Source organism: Rhodococcus sp. 5A-K4 (genome assembly GCF_046097995.1).
Taxonomy (GTDB): domain Bacteria; phylum Actinomycetota; class Actinomycetes; order Mycobacteriales; family Mycobacteriaceae; genus Rhodococcus_F; species Rhodococcus_F erythropolis.
Map to the genome: position 1 here is coordinate 52,648 of NZ_JBJURM010000029.1, position 21,836 is coordinate 74,483.

The 21,836-nt window shown below is 59.8% G+C and carries 15 protein-coding genes; 2 read left to right on the forward strand and 13 right to left on the reverse strand.

Annotated elements, in window-relative coordinates; genetic code table 11:
* Positions 1-11: 11 nt before the first annotated feature.
* The 13 genes from ACKAMS_RS27830 to ACKAMS_RS27890 form a co-directional block, all read right to left on the reverse strand.
* Entirely contained in the window at positions 12-2,225 is a 2,214-nt protein-coding gene (locus ACKAMS_RS27830; RefSeq protein ID WP_408989856.1) for a peptidase domain-containing ABC transporter, read from the reverse strand.
* Positions 2,171-2,908 carry a TIGR04500 family putative peptide maturation system protein gene (locus tag ACKAMS_RS27835; RefSeq protein WP_408989857.1) on the reverse strand — a complete coding sequence of 246 codons (738 nt, stop codon included), beginning with the start codon at positions 2,906-2,908 and terminating at the stop codon, positions 2,171-2,173. Before ACKAMS_RS27835 ends, ACKAMS_RS27830 begins: the two co-directional genes overlap by 55 nt.
* A complete protein-coding gene (locus ACKAMS_RS27840) occupies positions 2,905-3,762 on the reverse strand; it encodes an ATP-dependent carboxylate-amine ligase (protein WP_408989858.1) in 858 nt (285 codons plus the stop codon). The genes ACKAMS_RS27835 and ACKAMS_RS27840 overlap by 4 nt, the downstream gene beginning before the upstream one ends.
* Positions 3,763-4,010: 248 nt before the next feature.
* The gene (locus ACKAMS_RS27845) at positions 4,011-4,169 is read right to left on the reverse strand and encodes a putative ATP-grasp target RiPP (protein ID WP_095971880.1); all 159 of its coding nucleotides are present in this window, start codon (positions 4,167-4,169) and stop codon (positions 4,011-4,013) included.
* A 371-nt stretch (positions 4,170-4,540) separates the two neighbouring features.
* A complete protein-coding gene (locus ACKAMS_RS27850) occupies positions 4,541-6,103 on the reverse strand; it encodes a S1C family serine protease (protein WP_408989859.1) in 1,563 nt (520 codons plus the stop codon).
* Positions 6,104-6,639: 536 nt separating this feature from the next.
* Entirely contained in the window at positions 6,640-7,386 is a 747-nt protein-coding gene (locus ACKAMS_RS27855; protein ID WP_408989860.1) for an alpha/beta fold hydrolase, read from the reverse strand.
* 164 nt (positions 7,387-7,550) lie between these two features.
* Positions 7,551-8,027, reverse strand: coding sequence for a hypothetical protein (locus ACKAMS_RS27860; protein ID WP_408989861.1), 477 nt, complete (start codon positions 8,025-8,027; stop codon positions 7,551-7,553).
* Positions 8,028-8,382: 355 nt separating this feature from the next.
* Complete coding sequence (locus ACKAMS_RS27865) at positions 8,383-11,142, reverse strand: BTAD domain-containing putative transcriptional regulator (protein ID WP_408989862.1); 2,760 nt, start codon at positions 11,140-11,142, stop codon at positions 8,383-8,385.
* Between the two features lie 381 nt (positions 11,143-11,523).
* The gene (locus ACKAMS_RS27870; RefSeq protein ID WP_408989863.1) at positions 11,524-12,354 is read right to left on the reverse strand and encodes a DUF5602 domain-containing protein; all 831 of its coding nucleotides are present in this window, start codon (positions 12,352-12,354) and stop codon (positions 11,524-11,526) included.
* A gap of 56 nt (positions 12,355-12,410) precedes the next feature.
* Positions 12,411-13,796: an FAD-binding oxidoreductase gene (locus ACKAMS_RS27875; RefSeq protein ID WP_408989864.1), complete on the reverse strand. Its 1,386-nt coding sequence runs from the start codon at positions 13,794-13,796 to the stop codon at positions 12,411-12,413.
* A gap of 122 nt (positions 13,797-13,918) precedes the next feature.
* Positions 13,919-17,344 (reverse strand): BTAD domain-containing putative transcriptional regulator, encoded by a 3,426-nt coding sequence (locus tag ACKAMS_RS27880; RefSeq protein WP_408989865.1) that lies wholly within the window; start codon positions 17,342-17,344, stop codon positions 13,919-13,921.
* A gap of 76 nt (positions 17,345-17,420) precedes the next feature.
* On the reverse strand, positions 17,421-18,881 hold the full coding sequence (locus ACKAMS_RS27885; protein WP_408989866.1) for an MFS transporter: 1,461 nt from the start codon (positions 18,879-18,881) through the stop codon (positions 17,421-17,423).
* Positions 18,882-20,455: 1,574 nt separating this feature from the next.
* Positions 20,456-20,905 (reverse strand): MarR family winged helix-turn-helix transcriptional regulator, encoded by a 450-nt coding sequence (locus tag ACKAMS_RS27890; protein WP_408989867.1) that lies wholly within the window; start codon positions 20,903-20,905, stop codon positions 20,456-20,458.
* Positions 20,906-20,998: 93 nt separating this feature from the next.
* Between ACKAMS_RS27890 and ACKAMS_RS27895 the strand changes: the two genes are divergently transcribed.
* Together ACKAMS_RS27895 and ACKAMS_RS27900 are read left to right on the forward strand one after the other, a co-directional pair.
* Entirely contained in the window at positions 20,999-21,334 is a 336-nt protein-coding gene (locus tag ACKAMS_RS27895; RefSeq protein ID WP_408989869.1) for a cupin domain-containing protein, read from the forward strand.
* A 73-nt stretch (positions 21,335-21,407) separates the two neighbouring features.
* On the forward strand, positions 21,408-21,659 hold the full coding sequence (locus ACKAMS_RS27900) for a transposase (RefSeq protein WP_408989870.1): 252 nt from the start codon (positions 21,408-21,410) through the stop codon (positions 21,657-21,659).
* The last annotated feature ends 177 nt before the right edge of the window (positions 21,660-21,836 follow it).

Sequence of the window (21,836 nt, forward strand, 5' to 3'; positions counted from 1 at the left end):
AACGGTGGAATCTAACGAACATCTGCCTCTGCTGCACTCTGAAACAGCTGCGCATAGTGACTGTTGCGATCGACAAGGTCACGGTGAGTACCGCGCTCGGTGATACGCCCATCCTGGACAACGAGAATAAGGTCCGCTGAAACGATCGTAGTGAGTCGGTGGGCGATGACAATCCGTGTGATTCCGAGCTTCTCAATGTTTGACACGACAGCATTCTCGGTTTCACTGTCGAGAGCATTTGTTGCTTCGTCCAGCAGGAGTATCGCTGGATTCGGCAGAATGGCACGTGCAATGGCCACCCGTTGGCGCTGTCCTCCCGACAATCCGTCTCCCTCGCGAAGGACTGTGTCGTATGCCATCGGCATTCGCACGATGTCCGCCTCGATGGCGGCGGTTTTAGCGGCAGACATGATCGCAGTGCGGGTAGCGCCGGGCTGGGATAGTGCGATGTTGTCCGCGATCGTGCCGGTGAAGAGTCCAGCGTTCTGTGTCACGACGCCGAATTGTTTTCGCAGTGAGGTGATTTCGTATTGTGATGCATCGACGCCGTCGAAACGAACACAACCTGCGGTGGGCGGGAACAGCCCGAGGAGGACTCGAGCGAGTGTGCTCTTCCCTGCTCCGGAGCGCCCGACCAGTGCGACTGTGCTACCCGCTGGGATGTCAAGGTCGATGTTCTCGAGGACCCACGGGCTCTCTGCGCTGTAGCGAAACGACACGTCTTGTAGTGAAATGTTTCCCGCGAGTTCAGGTGCAATCACGTTGCCGTCGGCGCTCTCGGTGGGGGCATGGAGGATGTCGCGTATTCGGGACAAGTGTGCAGACGATATCTGTATTCGCTGAGCGGTGCCGGCCAGCGAAGCTGTCGGGCTCAGTGCCGCGATGCAGAGAGTGGTGGTGGCGATCATCTGTCCCAAGGTTTGCGAACCGGCCAGTACTTGGGCCGTGCCGACCCAGATCAGCGCAGCGGGTGCAGTCAGTTGTAGCGACGACACGAGAATTTGAACGAATGATTCGATGCGTGCGGATGCGATTGACCGCTGAAGTGAACGATCGAAGAGCTTCAGCCATTTCGCACCGATCTGCGCCTCGAGCCCCGATGCTTTCACGGTCTCGATCGCGGACACAGATTCGATCAACAATCCGTCGGCCGCTGCACGTGTCGCCAGTTCCTGCTTGCTTCTCACAATGGTGAGTCGGTTGCCGAAGGCGATTGTCGCTACTTGCAAGAACATGCAAGCAACGAGGGTCAGTCCCAACTGCCAGGACCGGTCAAAGACTACGAACAGGTACACCAGCACGAGCGGTCCGTCGAACAGCGTCGCGATCACCTGCGAACCCAACATTTCGCGGACCGCGACAATGGATCCGATCCGCTGCACGACATCACTGGTCCCACGGGTCAGGAAATACGACAGGGGAAGCCGGAGCAGATGAGCAACCGCCGCACCAGTGAGCTGGCGATCGAGAACGCGGTGCACACGCAGCATCATTTCGAGCCGGACCCAACAAAGGACAAGGTATCCGGTCAGCCCCAATGCCGTCGCGACCAGTACCACCAAGTGCAGAGACTGATCACGGTTGGGGATGACTCGATCAACCAACATGCCGGACAGAAGCGGCACGCAAATTCCGGCAGCCTGAACCAGTACCGACATGAGTAGCATTGTCAGGAGCGTTCCGCTGTGGTGCCGTAGGTAAGTGAAGATCACCTCACGCGAGAGGAGTGGTTTCGATTCCCGCGCCTGACGATCGCCCCTGTGGATGGTCCCACGGGTGTACTCCAGATAGACTCCGCTGTAGTGGTCCTCAAATTCGGACCGGTCGATTGACCTCCGGCCAGTCGCCGGGTCGACAATTCGAACCCGCTGTGAGTCCGCTTTTTCGACCACTACAAAGTGGTTGCCGTCCCAGTGAGCGATTCCTGGGAAACCGGTTTTCGCGGCGATGACGTCGGAACCGGGTCGTCTGACAGCCTTCGCGTGAAGACCGAAACGCCGTGACGTGCGTATGAGGGACAACGCACTTGTCCCATCTCGCCCTGCACCCAGCGCGTCGGTGATCTCACTCGGCGTTCTCCGGATCCCGTAGTAGCCCAGTATCATTGATAAACATGCGGCTCCACAGTCGGCGATTCCTGTTTGCATCTCGGGACGTATTCGCTGCATGGTCATCGCGTGGAAGTCGCAATCCCAGCAGTCTTCGCAGACTCTCCCCAATGCCATTCAATTCTGCATTCTCGACGCTGGCCGGCGAGCCACCGATCGAAACTGAATTCGCTTCGTTGATCAGATATGTCAGCTTGCTCCGAATGTCGTTGGCGTAGAACAGCGACGGACGCCTCGTACTCCACCAACTGTTCGAGGCTGCGATGATCCAGACCATGTTCGCGCATCCACTGCTGTGTTGCCGCACTGGTGAGAAGGCCTCGGGACCGCCGGAAAGCATCCATCGACTCCTGCAGTTGATCGTCGGTGAAATGAACGGGTGAAGCTGCCAACTCGGCACGCACCAGGCAGACGTCGATAAGTTTACGAAGCAACGCAGCCTCCTCCCACAAGATGTCGAGATGCCAGATGGCCTCTTCGACAGAGAGTTCGACTCCGTTGACGGTCAGCAGCGTCGATTCACTTCTCGTGTGGGTGCCGCGCAGAGACCACGGAATGTTGTGTGGTGGCGTCCAGGACATGGTCGTGGTCTCACCGTTGTCGGCAATGATCAGCAATGCCCATGCGGTGGAATTGTCAAAGTTATCTCGATGCGGAAGGAATCGAAACTTCGAGGTGGGGTCGAACTCACGCAACAACTGTGCTTCGTGATCGGGATCTACGCTTCCACCGTCCGCGGCGTTCAGTCGTTCGAGAGCTCGGTACGCGAATTCGAGTAGCTCTGCACGTGGCGCGTTCATGTGAGAATCCTCTTTTTCTCCGTTGAGGTTTGAGCGGCCTTTGAGCCGATGAGTAGGTCCGCAATCGCCCGGGTTATCGGCAGTCCGGTCGCGTCCTCGATCCAGAGCCACTGTCCGGACGGATTCACCTCGAGAAAGACATACCGATCATCTGGAGTCAACACCAGATCGATTGCGCCATAACAGAGACCAAATCCGTGGACAAGCTCGCGGCAAAACTGGGCGGTACGTGCGGGTAGCTCATGCGTCGTGTACCGGGTAGTGCTGGAATCGTAGGAGCGCCAATCGATTTTGGTGTGATTGCTCTGTTGGCTGTGAATTTCAGCAGCGAAGACATCCTCCCCTACGACAGTCACCCGGATTTCTGATCGTTTGGCCGCATACTCTTGAATGATCAATGGACACAGCCTCAATGAGGACGTTTCGGCTATGTCGGTCGTTGAGGCAATTTCCGCCATTCGGACCAAGCTGCGTCCTTTGTGAAGTATCCCGGGCATATGGAGTGGCTTGGTAATTACCTGGCCTCGGTGTCGGTACCAGAAATCAAGGAACTCTTCCGAGTCGGTCGTGATCAGCGTCTCAGGAAGGTCGAATCCGATCGAATGTGCACGCGCCAATTGGGTGGTCTTGCGACTCGCGTCGCGGATGTCCGCACGGGATCCCGGCACTGCCAACACGTTTAGGTCGTCCCACGTGGTCGACACGTGTGCTTCGCACTCTTCTTCGATATATGTGCGTATCTCGGGATCGGTAATCGCTGGGTCTGCCTTTGGTGCGCCTGGTCGGCGAAACCACACGCTGTCCACTGCTTCGAGGTCAACCCGACCGCTTGCACCGATAAGAGTTCTGGTCACTCCCCCGTTGCGTGTTATCGAAGTGGTCAACCTCGAGCGTGTCGGGATAATTGCCGGGTCGACTTCGGTGACCAAAGCTCCACTTCCGCGAAGGAGGTGAGAGACGTTGTGTGCGTGGCGATCACCTGGAACGGTTAATACCAGAATGTGCGGAGTATTCATCTGGACCCATGCCTTGTGTAGTTGGCTTGACGGGTCGCGCGTGTGGTGGAGGGATGAAAGCTGCTTCACCACACGCGCGAGTTCGGTCAGAAGTCGTGGTCGCGGCTCGTGGATCCACTTGCGACAATGATGACCTTGCTGGAGCGCCCGATGTCTTCGGACTTCATCCCGCCGCTGATTCCCGCGAGTTGTGATTCATCCAGCTCTGGACCTGACGCGGAAATCTCCTCGATGGAGGTGCGCATAGTGTTTGTACCCTTTCTCTATTGCGCCGGTAGGTCCGGCGACTTGTCCGATTCCAGCTGCTGCCCAGTCGTGGCCAGTCACCTACGGAATCGAAGACCAGGTTGAACAACGACCTCCGTACCGTCATACAGCCGCAACTTCCGACGAATTGAAGTCGCGCGGCGACGTCGTGCCCTAGAGGTACGTCGAATGTCTGGCCTGCCCCCTGTGCGGGCCAGAACTGTTGGTGTCCTTCGCTCGAGCGAGATTGCCGACGGTGCGACGTGGAGGTCTCGTCAGTTGCACGTGCATTCGGGAATTCCCGTAAGTGCGACGCTTCTGCGCCCTGCTCCGCTCGGGACCGTAGTGGCTTATAGAGTCACGTGATCGTTCAGAGGCCAACAGAGAAACTGTTCACCACACGATCAGCTGCCGCGACGTCAGCTTCGCTGTTGGCTTGGACGGCGACAAGTGCAAGGTACCTTCCGCTGTCAGCTTTGGCAGCGACCACGATGTATTTGGCTTTGTCCGGTCCGCAATTCTCCCACGCCTCGAAAAACCCTGTGTGGAGCGCATCTTGGTAGTCCATCCGTCCGCGGGAAGTACACCCAGCCTCTGGTAAACCTTGGGCTGCCCAATTCAGCAACTCTTCAGGTGATGAGTTCGTGACTGCTTCCTCGGAGGCGAGGACTGACGCTCCGACCGCTCCCCATCCATTTTTGTACTGCGCGATGTCGGAACTGACCTCCAGTCCATAGAAACGATTGTTCTTTTCGTCCACGAATTCGGTTCCGTCGAGCTGGGACCACGCGGTCGGCACGTCGACGCTCACCGTTCCGGAATTGTCTGTCACCGTGGTGAATCCGCCCGCACTTGTCGCTTGGGTTGTGCTGGGGTTCGATGTTCCACTGATTCCGGAGCTGACAGTCGTCGTGGGTTTCAGCGGGTCACCGTTGAACTGTCCACGAAGGTACGAATCGGAACTGGGCCGGTAGGCTTCCACCGCGAGTGTGGACTCCTGACCATGTGTTTGAAGCACGCTGCAGTAGTCGGCGAGGGTGCCGTCTGATCCGAGTGAAACCCCTTCCATGCTTGTGAGGAGATCGCCCGGTTCCACTCCGGCCTTGTCCGCAGCGGATCCTGACGCTATCGAGTTCACCCAGATGCCAAGTCCGGCACCACTCTCGTCGACGAGGGCTTCGCCATTGATACCGAGACTCAGGATGTTTTTGCCGCTCTGAAGTTCCTGTGCGGCTTTCTGGACCTCGTCGCGGTGGATCGCCAGATTCGTATCGTGCTGTTCGTCTCCGGCATAGTTGACGCCAACGAGTTTTCCATCCGGATCCACCAGTGGCCCACCAGAATTGCCGCCGCGGATCCGCGCGTCATGTTCGATCACGTGGTCGAGCGATGCCCACGGAGTGTCAGCGGGAGTGTCCGCTTTGGAGACTATGCCTTTGGTCATCGTAAAGGTGGGATCTCCGAGCGGGAACCCCGCTGCATAGACTTCGTCAGCAGTGGATATCGAGCCTTCGCGAAAATCGATGTACGGCAGATCATTTCCGTCGATTTTCACCACGGCGAGGTCAAGACATTCCGAGGAAGCGACGATACGAGCGTTGAGAGTCTTGCTCTGGTCACCGTTGCGCCAGACCTTGAGGGTGCCGGCGCCGGTCACCACGTGATTGTTGGTCAGTGCGTATCCGTCCGATGAAATGAGGAACCCTGAACCACGCCCTGCTGCTTCATAGCCACCTTCCGATGGTGAGACGAAGGTTCCGAGGGCCTCGATCTGAATGGTCGCTGACTGAAGGTCTCGGAATCCGACGCCACCAGAACCTGATTCTTGAGGCTCGCCGCCCGTCCCGAAAGAAAAGGAACATGATGACAACAACACGACGGCGGTGGCCGCAGCAACTACGGCACCGAATCGCCTGCCGATGATAGTGAACATTGAGTTTCCTTCTGGTACGCCCCGCCTTTCGGTCGGAAGCGAGATGATCGAGACTTTGGATAGATGAACAAGGCTCTGCATGAAAGCCGTCAAGTTCGACGACAACAGGCCTCGGTACGGTTGCGAGTACCCGAATGAGTGCGAACGCAGCCTTTCGCAACGCATTCGCGTCTTCGTTCGGATTCGTTGAATGTTCGCGGAGTTCCGGACTAATGGCGTCGAGACGACGGGTCATGATGGTGAAGGTCGCTGCACGCGCCTTCGCAATTCGCTGACGCGGGCGGCGCAGCGCTCGATGGCACGGCGTTCGTCGTACTGATCGGTGGATTCACAGTCGGTCCTGGATTATCGTCGGAATGCCTACTCGCCGTACTCTGCGCTGCCGTGCTTGGACGTTATCGGGCGAAGTTCTTGGACATAGCGTGGAAAGCCACGAAACGGAATCCGGCATCCGCGGCAACAGTCCCCTCACATGCCCACTCGTTGCGCCGCCGATCAGGGAGCACCCGCTCCGCACTTCACACCTCGACAAGATTTCACTGCGCTTCCTGTTTGCTCCAGAATTCGATCAACAACTCGACAAGACGCGCTGGCCGCTCCAGGGGAATAAGTGTGCGTGAGCTGTCGATGACCGCCACTTCCGCATCACGGCACAGTTCCGCGGTAGCTCGGGCCTGCGCCGGCGTGAGTTCGCCGCGATCATCGGTGGCAACGATGAGAATCGGTAGCTCCGCACGCGATGCGTGTGTCGACAGGTCCGAACGTCGCACGATGAACGATCGCGTCGTGTTCGCCAAGCTTCGGCCCCCCGCGCGGCGAACAGCCGAATTGATGTATGCCACCGTCGCAGCATCGGCACGGGACTCATCCGTGAGTTGCGCATTCGCGATCTTGCGCCGAAGAATCGATATCGGGCCGAAGAATCGAAGGACGTAACTGAGAATCTCGAGCTTGACGCGCTCCCCTGTGGGCAATGGAAGGGCAGGTGCGCTCACCGTGGTGAGTGTTCGCAGGCGGCCGGGGGAGGTTCCGGCGAGGTGATATCCGATGTGTCCGCCCCAAGCGTTCCCCACCCAGTCGACCGGTCCCTCGGCACCTACGGCATTGAGCAGTTCGATCGCAGCAGAAGCACATTCGGCGATTGAAGTGACTCTGTGGAGCGGGTCGCTGTCTCCGTAGCCAGGACCATCGACTATCAGTATCCGTCGATCGTGGGGTAGCAGCGGAATGACTCGATCCCAACTGGTCGAATCCACGAACATGCTGTGCCACAAGACTGTCACGGGACCAGCTGTAGATCCGACTTGCCGAAAAGCAATGTTGCCAAGACTGGTCGGCACAAGGGTGGGTGCAGGGGTTGAGTTGGTAGTCATGATGGAAAGCTATCGCTGGAGAGGAGACTGACGCCCGGCGGATTTGGGACTGCAATGTTTCTGCAATCCCGTGCTCAGCGACGGGGCTGCCGGTCATTCTCAGCGTTGACGCTCTTGACAGTGACCGCCGAGGGCGAAGGAGGCGGTGAGATACCGCGGCACGCCCGCTTCCACAGCAATAGGCAGGAACCCAACATGACGAGACCGACCATCGGATGCAACCCGAGTATCAACGTGCCTGCCCACTTGATTGTCCCCGAGGTCGTCGGCCCGCCTGACAGCCACAGGTTGAGCGCGAAGAGTGCGAACTCGACGAGAACCCCGAGGAGGGGAGCGGCGGCAAGGAGCACGGTGGCTCGATCGACCCTCATGAGTAGACACATCGCAACTGCCAACAAAGACAATGTTGGCAGGACGATCGTTCCTACGATTTCGTGAGCTGCGTAGCGTCCGCTGCCCGCGGTACTGAAGGTACCCACTGCGGCAAGATAGAACTGCACGAGCACTGCACAGGTCAAGACTGTGGCCACTCCGAACAGAATTTTGGGCATGTTTGGTCTCCGTTCTAAGTGGGTCGCGGCTTATTGCCGCACTATGGCGCGCAACATAGGATCACGGGCGGAATGCATCAGTGTTACAACCGAATTCGATTGCCCCGATACATTGAACCGTGGTCAACCGCGCCGGCGCGATGGTGGCAAGAATCTGGATGCAGCCCCGCACAAGGGACTCCCGAGCACCGAACTGCGCAACGAAGAGTGTTCCTGCGGCTGTTCGAGCCGAAGTGAAGGATTTCGCATTCACGTTGATACTCAGCAGTGGGTTCTTCATCCTCGACCGAGCGTAGGTGAGTGTGATCCCGGCACGATCGCTCGTCGGCATCCCGCAATACTTCTGCAACGTATGTCAGGTCACCAGGGAGCCCAGCATGCTCACGGCCGAGCTCAGCGACATGTTTCGGCCAGCGATCTGCGCCTGACGCCACTGATCCGCAGATAGGCATTGCCGTATACGCTCGAGATATCGTGCCGAGTCTTCGGGTTCCGTGACAAGCGGATCGAAGCTGTAGGCCTTCCCCAGCCTTCCCACGACCGAATGCAGCACTGCCCCTTCGTAATGCTTCTCAATCAAGGCAACTGCCCCGATCGACTGATGAAGGGTTGCCATCGTCGACGTCGGGTCATTGTCGGCGAAAGCCCTGGCCGCAAGCGGCGCCAAGCGCGAAATAGCATCGGAACCACGACCCAGATCAATCAGAATCTTGGATGCGATACCGACTGCAGGAATCAGTGCCCATCCGTGTCCACAGTGTCGTGCCAGCCGTTCCGCTTCAGAGAGGGTCTCGAGTGCACGCGCGGGATGACCGAGTGAACGTTGCACCTGTCCGCACGTGACGAAGATTTCGCTGCGCGCCCAGGGCTCGGCATCTGAAGCACGTTCGAATGCACTGTCCATCAGTATCTTTGCTTCTTGCAAATCTCCAAACAGCGCTTCCCAGTACGACATGAAACCCAACGAAACAGCTGTCAGGTTGCGATCATCAGCAATCGTGGCGTACCTGGAACAATCGACCGCATATCGGCGAGCATTCGCTATGTCCCCAGACATGTACGACAGAACGCATCCAGCGTGCAGCACGCGAGCACGCTCCCCATCGATGGCACGACCGTGATCGTCTTTCGCGGAGAGTAATGCTCTGTCCAACCACTGCCTGCCTTCGGTCAACACGCCTCGGCGTACCCAGTGCCACCCCTGCCCGCCGGCGAGCCTGAGCGCGTCGTATCCCTGTTCAGACGTGATTGCGCCGTCCAGTGCTCGGAGCAGATCCGGGCGCATCACCTCCACGATATCGTGAGCTACCGGGGCGGCATGTGAGAACATCTGAGGCGCAAGAGAATGAACGGCCGCTGCGAACCATTCTCGGTGTCGGTTGTACCAGCTTTCCTCCTCGGCGATCGGCAGGGATCGCGCAAAAGACTTGGTCGATTCGAGCAGTTTGAACGCTCGCGTGCCCTGGCTACTGGTCTCGACCGCCAGCAACGACTTCTGCACCAAACTGGCCACCAGATCTTGGACTGAACATCCGTCAGGAACGCGACAAATTCCTGCAACGGCCTCGGCAGTGACAGGTCCTTGAAATCGTCCGATCTGAGCGAGGAGGTCGCGTTCAGGACTGCCCAAGAGATCGACACTCCACTCGACTGTGCTGCGCATGGAGTGATGTCTGGTAGTGGTCGACGCGAAAGACCAGGATTCACCGGGTCTTTCATGTATCGAATGGAGTATCTCGGACATCGATTGGACAGATAGTCGTGCTGCCGCGAGTTCTATGGCGAGGGGAAGCCCATCCAGCAGTGTGCACAGATTCCGGATGCGAGCGATGTCTGACGGGTCCCGGAACCCTGGTCGCGCATCGTCCCCGCGGCAGATGAACAGTTCAACCGCATCACCGAGGCTGTCACCGAGCATCGGGTCGATCGAGATCACGCGTTCACCGGCAATGCACAATGGTTCGCGGCTGGTCACCAGGATCGCCAACCCCGAACACCGTGCCAGCAAGTCTTGGCATAACGCGGTGACCGCCGCCCGCACATGCTCTGCGTTGTCGAGGACCAGGAGATTTCGACCGTCGGAGAGCCTGTCACTGATAGCTTCCATCGAAGGCACCGGGACACGAAGGAGTTGGGCAAGTGCAGAGATCAATTCGCGTTCCCCAGTCAACGGGGCCATTTCGAGCATCCACTGTGCATCGTCCACCACATCACGGATTCGGCGGGTACTTTCAACCGCCAGACGTGTCTTGCCCACCCCTCCACTACCGGTCAATGTGACCAGCCGAGCACGCGATCTGGCCACCTCGATTGCCTCGAGTTCATGACGTCTTCCCACGAAACCGGTCAAAGGCAGAGGCAGACCATGCCGCTCGATCTCGCTTCGCCCCAACGGCGCCGCAGCCACCGACGATGAGTGACGAACCACGTCGCTCCGCAACTCAGCCAACTCCGGCGACAGATCGAGACCGAATTCCTCAGCCGTTCGGCGGCGGTACGTGTCGATCGTCGCGAGCGCATCACCCGTTCTACCCGCTCGCGACTGAGCACGCGCTAACAGCATCACCGGTTGATCGTGGGTGCAGTTCTCGTTCACAAGCGGTTGTAATGTCGCGATAGCCCCGAGATAGTCCCCCGCCTCCAATCTCAAGCACCCCAAAAGCTCTGTCCCAATTCGGTGCTGAGTCTTCAACTTCTCAGCCCATTCAGCTACGAACGGAATGCCGGTCAAATCGTCGAACAGCTTCCCAGTCCACAATCTTTCAGCGGTCTCGAGCCCGTCCAACGAACGATCGCGGATCCCGGCCTCGGCCGCCGAAGTGAAGGCGTGCACATCGACACTGTCGACACCCAGCAACGCATACCCGCCACGGCCACCGGCAAGCTGCTCTCCGAGCAGATTGCGCAACCGAGAGATGTGCGCGCGTAAAGAAGCAATCGCTGACGGAGGTGGGGACACCCACAACGCCTCGATCAATTCTCCAGCTGGAAGCCGATGCCCGGAAGACAATGCAAGTCGAGCAACGATAGCCCTGGGAATACGACCGCCGAGCGGAACAATCGCCCCGTCGACCCGCACGACCACCGGGCCGAACAACTGCACGTTCAGAGACATAACGGCAAATCTAACGCCAAACCACAACGATGAGAAGACGCACACTTGCAATGCAACCACTAACTATGCCCAGGATGGAGATAGGTACCCTCCGACCGCGTTTCACCCGTCGCGTCCCACTCCACCAAGGATGAAAATGCGTGAGTGCAGCGACCCGAAAAGTGCGAGCTTGCCACAACAATCCGCGTTCAATGCGAACGGGTCTGCTGCACGATCCGCTGATATCCGATCGTGCAGCAGACCCATCAGCGCTCTCAGCGTCCACCAGAACCCCAACGACACTTACCGTGGGGCACTTATGCATGCACGCTGCCACTCGAGTTCGACGGACCATTGTGCAACTACATCAAGTGGACGATAGGCCGAACGAGGATGGCCTCGTCACGATGCCTCGCGCATCGTCAGGCCTGACAGTGCGATGACGTAGTCGCCTGATTGATCGTCGAAACTGACGGAGTAAGTGGTCGGGTAGTAGCCGGTCCGTTGATACGACACGGGCTGGCGCACTTCTTCCCGAATAGCAGGTTTCGTGAGCATCCATTCCCGTGTCATCATCGGTTCGATGAACGTGAACTCACCATCCCATGACCCGTTCAGAAGGACCTCGGTGAAGTCGAACGACCCTGGAATCGCCCCGTCCGCAACGTCGGTCCAGTGCATACCCATGAAGGGAACCGTGTTCTCGGCAGCGGGACCTGGGGGTGCAACATATCCTTGCGGGACGTACCGCGACTCGGGCAGTTTGGCTGCGCGCTCAGCGAAGTCCGGAGCGGTCGGGTCGATATCGTGCTCGACATCCGTCATGTAGAAGTGCATGTCGAAATGCGGTTCGCCGAACAGAATCTCCGGATCGTGACCGTGTGGGTTCCAGTCGAGCATCACATGATCGAATCCGGTCTCTGGTGCGCTCGCCGGCAAGTCCATCATGAGCATCGTCGTGGTGGCCTCGGGGCCGTCTGGGAGTCCCTCGAGTGCGGATTCGGAGATGCGGATACCGATTTCGTTCGGATTCCCCGAATCATCTACTGTGACATAGGTCTTGGCGCTTCCTTGTCCCAGGGCGGTTTCAGGCCCGATGAGGACGTCAGCGCCGTGGTGGTGCGCGTTCTCGGATCCTTGAGCCCGCGGCGTAGACGCGTCGCTGCATCCTACGACCGCTAGTGCCGTCACGAGCGAGATTCCGAGGGCAGCGGCAGTTCGTACAGCATGCATGTTCATACCTTTTGACAGTGGTGGACGTGTTGCGAAGGTGGGACGTTGCCGGGTGATCATCGGATCTGACGCATGACCTGACCCACACGCAGTACTCCGTCGGGATCGTGTTCGTTACCCAGAGCGCTGAGCCAGTGCGCGGTGTCCTCGTCGTAGGTTCGGGCGATCTGGTCCGGGTCGGCGCTCGGCGCGAAGTTGGGCAGGGCGCGCCCGGTGGTCCAAGGCTCCATCACCCGGTCGATCCGTTGAGAATGGCCGACCACGGCGTCAGCGGAGGGCGGAACGAGAACTCCCGCAACCATCAGCGCGAAACTGGCATCGCGATGACAGAAGGCGCTGCGGTGCTTCGGCTCCCGAGCCAGGGCGCCGCCGAGAAGACGCAATTCGACGACAGTCTGTGGGGACTGAGATCCGGGCCCGGCTACGGAGAGAAGCGCGTCGACGGCCTCGTGCGACAGTTCGGTGGTCAGCGCGGTAGATTCGTGTGTCGGCATCGGTTCGATGGGATCGGCGTGTACTGCCGCGATGGCCGCGTACGGCAACGTCCCGACGGCGTCGATCAACGGTGTTGCCACCGAACGAATTCGGTTGATGATCTGTTCGGCCTCACCTTCGTCGGCGAGGCTGGCAAATCTAACGGCGAAGGTAAGTCTTCCGGCCAGTGGCGGCGGAACCTGCGGAAGCGGTGGGAGTTGCAGAAAGGCGACAGAGGTGGAACTGTGTTCGGGAAGATCGGCGCACCAGTCCAGCCAGGCGTGTGCAACCGCCCTTGCATCTGCGCCGTCGAAATAGAGCGCGCCGCCGTAGAAGTGAGTGATGGGCAGTAGGTCGATCTCGATGGCTGTGACGATACCCAGAGTTCCCTTGCCGCCGCGTAGCCCCCAGAACAGTTCGGCATGGTCGTCCGGAGTAACGTGAATGAGTTCGCCGCTGCCGGTAACGATGTCGAACGAACGGACGTGATCGGACGACAGGCCGTACGTACGCACCATGGGTCCGATACCGGCGCCGGTGAGGAACCCGGCGACACCGACGGTGGCCGACGAGCCTGCCAACGGCGCCAATCCGTGCGGCGCGGCGGCGTCGATGACGTCCTGCCAGATCAGTCCTGCTCCAATTCGGGCAGTGCGCGTTTCGGGATCGACGATGCACTCTGTCAGCTTGCCGGTATGCACGAGCAGAACGTCATTGCCGAGAGGTACCGCGCCGTGCCCGGTTCGTTGAACGGCGACGTGGAGGCCGTTCCTTGCCGCGAATCGCATGGTAGCGGCGATGTCCTGCGCACTCTCGACTGCCACCACGGCACACGGGTTGACCGGTACGGCCACGTTCCACGGAGTTGCGAGTTCGTATCCCGCCTCGCCGGGCAACGCGACAGATCCGGTCACCTCTGCGCGCAACGATTCGAGCGCAGTGTCGAGCAGGGGAGTTTGTAGATTCATCGGAAGTCCTTTCCTCGGCCCGTTTTCGGGAATGAAGAAAGGATGTCCGAGAGTGCTTGGCTGATTCTTGACTCGGCTTTGTCACCCTATCCAAGCGACGTCCAAGGTCAAGAGGCCCTCCCTCACACCAGCATCGAGCGCGCAAAAGTAGCAAGGCCGTGCATTCCACGTTGCTCGGACTCCGCCGCGATCTCGGCAATAGCGCGATCTCGAGCGACCGATCCAGCCTGAAGTTGGGCGCGCAATAAGCGGCATCGCAGCAGTGTGGGGGGACTCGATGTTCGTCTGGCGATACCTTCCGCCTGATCGAGCAATACCGTCGCCATGTCCGTGCGACCCTGCATCGCATGCAGGCGGGCGACGACTTCCGCGACCGATCCGATAACGCCCACCTGCCCCACCGTGGCTATGCGGTCCACGAACGGTGTGAGGAGGTCGACGAACGACTCGGCGTACTCGCCGAGTTCCAGGTCCGCGACAACCCGGGCGATCAACGTCTGGTGGCCCAACGTCGTCCACGTGACTGGACCGGACTTTGCACACCAAAGGCTGATCTCGGAAGCTGCCCTTTCTCGTTCTCCCCTGGCACCGGCGATCGCGATACTCCACGAGTCCGGCTCGACGATTCCGGGGTCGGCGTCTGCGAGTGTGCCGTACTCCCACTCCAGCGTGTTGAAGGCCAAACCTGCACTCCCCGCGGTGTACAGCTCGGTTTGAAGGTGGATCTGCCGAGCGGTGTTGAACTGCCGCTTGGTCTCCTCGAAGTCGCCGTGCCATGCCGCGAGAGTCGCTTCCATCCAACGCAGTTGGACCCTCAATACGGGTAGCCGCAGAACATCGCACCCGATAATTCCCTGCCGAACATGCATCGCTGCTGCATCGACATCCGCGAGATTCATCCGCGTCATACTCGCCACTGTGTGGGCGATGACCTCGTCTGATCGTGATTGTTGATGAGCCAACTCGAACAGTTCTTCGAGAAGTTCGACTGATTCGTAGCTATGCGTCGCAACTCCGGAGTACAGCAGAATCCGCCCTAGGAGAGCGTCGGCGATCACGTCTGCATCGCCCACCTCTCGGGCCATCTCGAGCGCCCGAGAGCTCAGGGAATCGGGAACCGTCGAGTCCGGGTGATAGCAACTCCCGACAGCCAATGCGGCAAGAACACGGGCGTGCGCCGTTCGATCGGACACGACGAAAGGCTCCAAGCCGGCAAGACGTTCGAGCAGCGGGCCTGGGTCCTTGCCGTAGGAAACCCAGGGCCATGCGCCTGCAGCGCGCAGCAACGCCGCCGCCAAGCGTCCGACAGCCGAAGTGCGCTCTTCCCGAACCGCTTCGAGGAGACCGGCATTGACGACATCGAGAACCGTCTGCCCTCGCCCGGCCCGTGCGAGTGCCTCGACCCTGGCGACCAACAGATCATCCCGAGCATCAATCGACTGTAGGGACGCAGGTAGCAGATCGAACGCACGGACCGCAGCCTCCCACCACTGGGCGGCGGATTCGGAACTCCATCGCTCGGCCGCTTGCCGCGCTGCAGCCGAGCACGCCTCCAGCACGACGCCCGGATCGACCAGGGGAAGGGCAGACAGCAAATGCTGTGCGCGACGGCTCAATCCATCCGGATCGGACGAATCTGCAAGCACGTCGGCTACACGAGAGTGAATACGCTGACGACGAAGCGCAGGTATCGCACCGAGAACTTCATCGCGAAGAAGCCCGTGTGCGAAAACGTAGCCCCCGATTGCGGGGTCCGCCACGATAATCCGTTCGTCGGCGGCGTCGTCGAGATAGTCAGCCAACGTGTCCACATCGAGCCGGGTCGCTGCAGTCAACGTACCCATCTCGATGCTCTCACCTATGACAGCCGCGACGCGAAGGACCTGCAACACTGCCGGTTCCACCGCAGCAAGCCTGCGCCCGAGCACCGAGCGGACGGCCATCGGGATACCTCCGTCCAGGCGTTCGTCGCGAGGAAGTCTGGCGTACTCCGAGACAAACAACGGGTTGCCACCTGTTCGCTCAGCCAGAATCCGCACTTCCGTCTCGTCGAGTTGCTCCCCCGACACGCAACTGGCCAGCCGAGCTACCTCCGTCTGGGCAAGTGCCGGCACAACGACGTGCCGATTTCCGTCACCATGAAGAATCGCATCCACCAGTCGTCGAACATTCGGTCCGGCCTCCGTGTCGCGGAGAGTAAGCACGAACCAGACTGATTCCCGACGCAGTGCACCCACCAAGTACGTCAAACAGCGAAGCGTCGTGGGATCGGCCCACTGAATGTCGTCGATCACCACCGCTAGCACGGGCACGTTCGATGCCGCAGACTCGATGGCCGTCAGCACGCGTTCGTAGACAGCGAATCTGGCCTCGTCCGGTTCCACATCGGTCGGCAACGAGAGCACCGCGTCAGCGTCGGTCCCCAATTCTCCCAGTATTCGGCGAATCGGCCACCACGCCGGAGCCCCATCGTCCTCCACACACCGTGCCCACACTGCGACCCCGTCGATCGAAGCCACCCGGGCGTCACACTCCTCCGCGAGCCGAGTCTTGCCGATACCCGCCGGACCCGTCAGAGCTAGCCAACGAGGCGCGCCGGTGCGAACCTGATCGAGCATCTGGTCAACCGCACCGACCTCCGATCCCCGCCCGACAAATGCGCGCGCTGAATCGACGTCCGGACCTTCCACGACCGCAGATTCAGGCGCAGGCACCGAAATCATTCCCGCACCTGACCATCCCGGAATTCGCGGCCACGCAGCAAGGCCAGGCTCATGTCGCAGAATCCCGCCCTGAAGTGCTGTCAGTTCTCCGCCGGGTTCGAGGCCTAGTTCGGTGTCCAACCTCGCCGCATGCACCCGGAACTGTTCCAAGGCTTCTGGGGACCGTCCGGCCTGATGGAGCGCCACCATTCTCAGCCAGCAGGTCCGGTCGCGGAACGGGTACTCGCTGCACAACTGCGCGGCTTCGACCAACGCCGGAGCTAGACGGCCGAGAGCAAGAAGTGCAGTTATCCGGGTCTCACGACATTCGGTTCGCACCTCCTCGAATGCCGCGGCCTCCACCTCCACCCAATGCTCGTCACGCAAATCCTCGAGCAACTGTCCACGAACCGAGGCGAGGGCGCGGTCAGCGATCGTCATTGCTTCCTGCCACTGCCCGTCCTCTGCACGTTGTCGTGCGGTTTCGGCGTCGTCGAGAAACACCGACAAATCGACTTCGGCGGCCGAGATATCGAGAACGTAGCCAGGCGATTGACGCACTATCGGTGACGCCGCACCGGTTTCGACGCGCAGCGCTCGGCGCAGATTGGAGATGTATGCCTGGATGCTCGCCATCGCGCTGGCAGGTGCTTCGTCGTGCCAGAGAGCGTCGATCAGCCGGTCGGTGGAGACGACGCGTCCACGATTGAGAAGCAGAACGGCGAGAACTGTCCGCTGCTTCTTCGGACCCAGATCCACAACAAGCTCACTGACAGCGGGACCACCCGGCTCACTGTGCGTCGAAGCACGACACACCTCCAACGGTCCGAGAAGTCGATAGATCACGCGTCGCTCCTAGCCCAGTTCGACATCAAACACTGAGATCTTAGGGACAGAAACCGGCAGGCGCGCGAGAAGGTCATCAAGCCGATATCGATTCGGAATCAATCTCTTTCGCGACAGATTTGCCAGCCTGTCGAGCAGTGCGCAGAGTCGCCGCGCAGACCAACGCACCGAGAGCTGCGATGAAGGCTGCGACAAACAGTGCCAACCGAAGTCCACTGACGAAGTCGTCCGGTGATCCGCCGGGCAGCATCGACTGCGCAGGAAGGAAGGCGCCGAGCGCGGCAACCCCGACTGCGATGCCGGTCTGCCGGAACGCGTCGTTGATCCCTGCGGCCAATCCGGAATGATTCGAAGTGCTTTCGCCCAGAACCAACCCACTCATGACGGGGTTGAACACCCCGGCCCCCACACACGCGACAACAAATCCGGGAAGTATCGCGTACGGCGAACTGGTTACGTCGACGACGGTCATCATGACCAGTCCCACCGAGACGAGTAGAAGCGAGCACGTCAACGAGGCCGAGACGGGGATGCGCCCGTCCAATTTCGCGGTGGCGCCCGCGACGACGAACATCGCTATCGTCGCCGGTAGATACACCAGGCCGGCGTCCACGGGAGACAGATGCAACACGTTCTGCAGGTAGATCGTCGTGTAGACGAAGACCGCGAACAGGGAGGCGGAGATCGAGAACGCTGCGATCTGAGCTCCGGCGAAGGCGCGATTGGCGAGCAGATGCGGGGGCAGCATGGGCTCAGTGGTACGAAGCTCGTGCAGGGAGAAACCGATCAGGGCGGCCGTGGCAATCACCGCGGCGATCACCGGCTGCAGCTCGAGCCACCCAGCCTCGTTGCCGCGCAACAAACCAAACACCAGAGCCGCCAGGCCGGTGGACACCAGAATCTGCCCGAGCACGTCCGCGCCGCGAGGTCGAGGATCGCGTGACTCGGGAACCCACCGCACCGTCATCGCCAGTGTGATCAACCCGATCGGAACGTTGATCAAAAAGATTGCGCGCCAATCCAACAACTCGGTAAGCAGCCCGCCGACCAATGGACCGACGGCAAACGCACCGCCGATCGTGGCGCCGTAGGCAGCCAAAGCAGTCGCGCGCTGCGGGCCCTTCTCGAACACGTCCGCCAGCAAGGCAAGTGAGCAGGCAAAAAGTACGGCACCGCCGATACCCTGAGCGGCCCGCGCGAGGTCGAGCACCCAAATGTTCGGCGCCAATGCGCAGAACAGAGATGCCGTGGTGAACCACACAATGCCGATGATGAAAACATGGCGTCGACCCCGTCTGTCTGCCCACGATCCGGCACTGAGAACCACTGTCGCTAATGCCAGCGTGTACGCGTCGATCACCCACTGCAGGGCACTGACACCGGTATCGAGGTCGGATGCGATCGACGGCAAGGCGGTGTTGACGACGGCGATGTCGAGCATGAGCATTGCGGTGCTCACGCATACTGCCAGCAGGGTTGCTCTTCTTACTGCGGTGTTCGGCATTGCGGTGTTCTTCGGGTTGATCGATGCGGCCATGGCCCGTCCTGACGTGTCGAAGGGGTGTGTACTCGGAACACCCTGCGCTCCGACGCTTGGGACAAACCGGGCGAAATACTTGGAACCCGCATGGCACCCGATCGCAGACCGCGACACTCAATGCAAATGACTCTCAACGACTTACACTATTTGGGCGTGACGTAAGTACGGAAGCCCACGACGAACAGCGGCGAATTCGATTCGTGATCTACCGGATTGAACGTCCTGAACTAAGCACTCGATAGCGCCTCCACCCGCAGCCGCGACAACGCACGATGCTGTTCGAGGCGAATGCCCTCAACAGAACCCGACAGAGCGGTCGCCACGTCGCCTACCCCAAATCCACAGACCGCCCTCAATGCCAGAATCTGTCTCTGCCGAATGGTGAGTGCATTCAGTCTGTCTGGAAAAGCCAGTGAACGCTCAACGTAGGCCGCGTGCCTTGCGACCTGATCAATGGTTCGCGCAGTCGTCTGATAGACCAACTGCAATATCGATCCCACTCGCGCCGATCGAAATTCGAGCGAATCGAATACTTCACAACAACTTCGATTCGCAGCCTCTGCAACATATTCCGCGGAGAGCGACACGGAGCACAGCACCGTCACGACCGACCGTACCGCGTCGAAATGATCCTCAGCCTGCATATCAATGCCACTATCTGCCGACCGAGCAAGAATGTCTCGGTGTCGGTTTCGATCGTGCGTCCCCTGCATACTCTTTCTCCTCCTGGCGGCGCACAGATACGCTGCCCTGTCGTCACAAGTAGATGAGTTTCTGCGGGGCCATACACCCCGGTCTGCCTCCCGCGTGAAATTCAGCACCTCCACGTTAAGAGGACATATGCCTCACCATCCCGCAGATCTTGACTCCACGGCAACGCGTCGACGACGCCGTCGACGTTCTCAGTCCAAGAATTCGAGCGGCGCCCGTTCAAAGATGAAGTAGTTCTGCTGCAACCCAACTCTGATTCTCGCCGCCGAATTGCTTTCACAGCTGCGCTTGATGCGTGAGCATCAGCGCGCCGGCAGACTTGACCTCCCGGAGAGATCACGATCGTCATGGAGCTTCTGTGCGAAGACATCGCACATCGGAACCCTCAGGTTCCACCCACTCTCAATCCGGCGCCCGGCGCACGATTGATCTGTGCATTCAACAAGCACCAAGTCATTTTCGGTACCCGACCTTGGAGCGCGCTTGGTTTTCGCTTGGACGTAGGTGACGAGGCTCCACAACAGTGGAAAGATCTGGATCACTCACTCGCAGAGCGAATCAGTTTCCGATCGACCAGTCCGGCTTTGCGATCGACAAAGTGCGGCCCACTTGTGCGGTCATCCGCAAAGGCACCGGTTTGTCCAACCGAAGTGACCGAACAAAGCCAGAGCCGACCTGTTCGCTAGGTGTGGAACTAGCTGAGAGCATCTGCCGTTGGCCATAACCTTCAAATGACAAGGCCCAGCCAGAATCGGCAATGCTCCACGAGAACGCGGTCGTTACTGATCGCCGACGCGTTGATGCGTCACCCTCGGACCTAATACAAGGCGCGAGGGCGCCGCGGCCAAAGCCTATTCGGGTCACCAGACAGGGCGTGGCGTGCCGTCTCTCCCAATCTCCTCGAGCGCGAGCACGAGCGATGCCATCGTGTCCGCGCCAAGTGTCGTGCTCGCCGCTTTCCAACGGAAGAGTGCTGCGTTGGTAGCCGCAGTTGTCACGTCGGCACCGGCGGAGGTGAGCCGTACGAGCTGCGAACGGCGGTCGTATCGGTGGGGCTGCTTGCTCACATACCCGGATGCGACCAACTCGTCGACCATCACGGCTGCGGATTGTTTAGTGATACCAAGGTAAGCGGCAATTTCGCTGACAGTGGCCCCGTCGCTGGCCACCCGCAGAAATAACAAGCCATGCGCCGGCCGTAGCGACGAATGCCCCTCCGCGAGGACTGCGGCGTTGATCTGCTCGGCCAGGGCAGACGCGCTGCGCATCAGCAACATCAGCAGATCGGCGCGTGGTTCATCCCTTGACATGTCGTCAGTCTACCTGTCCAATAAAGACAGTTGAACTGACGAAGGGAACTTGACATGCCGATCCGAAAAAACGGGGATCACTACACCCACCAGATGCACGGCGCACAATTCCACTCCTATGTGGCGCCCTCCCGCGGTAGTCGACAGCTGTGCGCCTGGCATACCGAACTGGAGCCCGGTAATGTCGGCGCACCGCACACGGTCTCGCACGAGGAGGTCTTTCTCGTACTTCAGGGCTCACCCGTGATCACCCTGGATGACAATCGAGTCCAACTCTCAGTTGGAGATGTCGTATTGGTTCCGGAGTCGGCGACTATTCAGCTCGACAACCCGGGTGACAGCGCGGCCTCGTTATGGGTAACGACATCGGTGGGCTTGACCGCCATCACTGCCGATGGCGGAACCATAACGCCCCCTTGGACGTGTTAAACGAGCTCACGTCCAACAGCTCCGGAATACTCCCACCATCCGGCACCAACGTAGGAGCATGTTGGCGGTCGGCATGGACGGACAACGGACACCGAGAAATTTTGGGTATCGACGTCTCATCCGAGGAGGAGAAGGTCGGCTAGTTGACGGTCTTCCGCGCCCTGGACTCTGCGGTCTGACCGGGGGCAAGTTGGCGACCTCCGATGCCCACGCCAGCCTTGTGGCGGCGATCGGCGTCACCTTTCTCGGCGCGTCATGGCAACGGTGCCGCGCCCACTTCGCGGTCAGTCTCATGTCGATCACCCAAAAGGAGTGGTGCCCGTAGGTGAAGACGATGTTGCATTCTATCTGCAATCAACCAGACCGGAAAGGTGTTGAGGAACAGTAGGATCGGATGGGACACCATTAGGGGGATAGCACCGCACGTCGGCAGGATTTGCTAGTGAGCCCCTCTCTGTCAGGATTTAGTGAGACACTCGGAGGCAACCGAGATCACTCACTG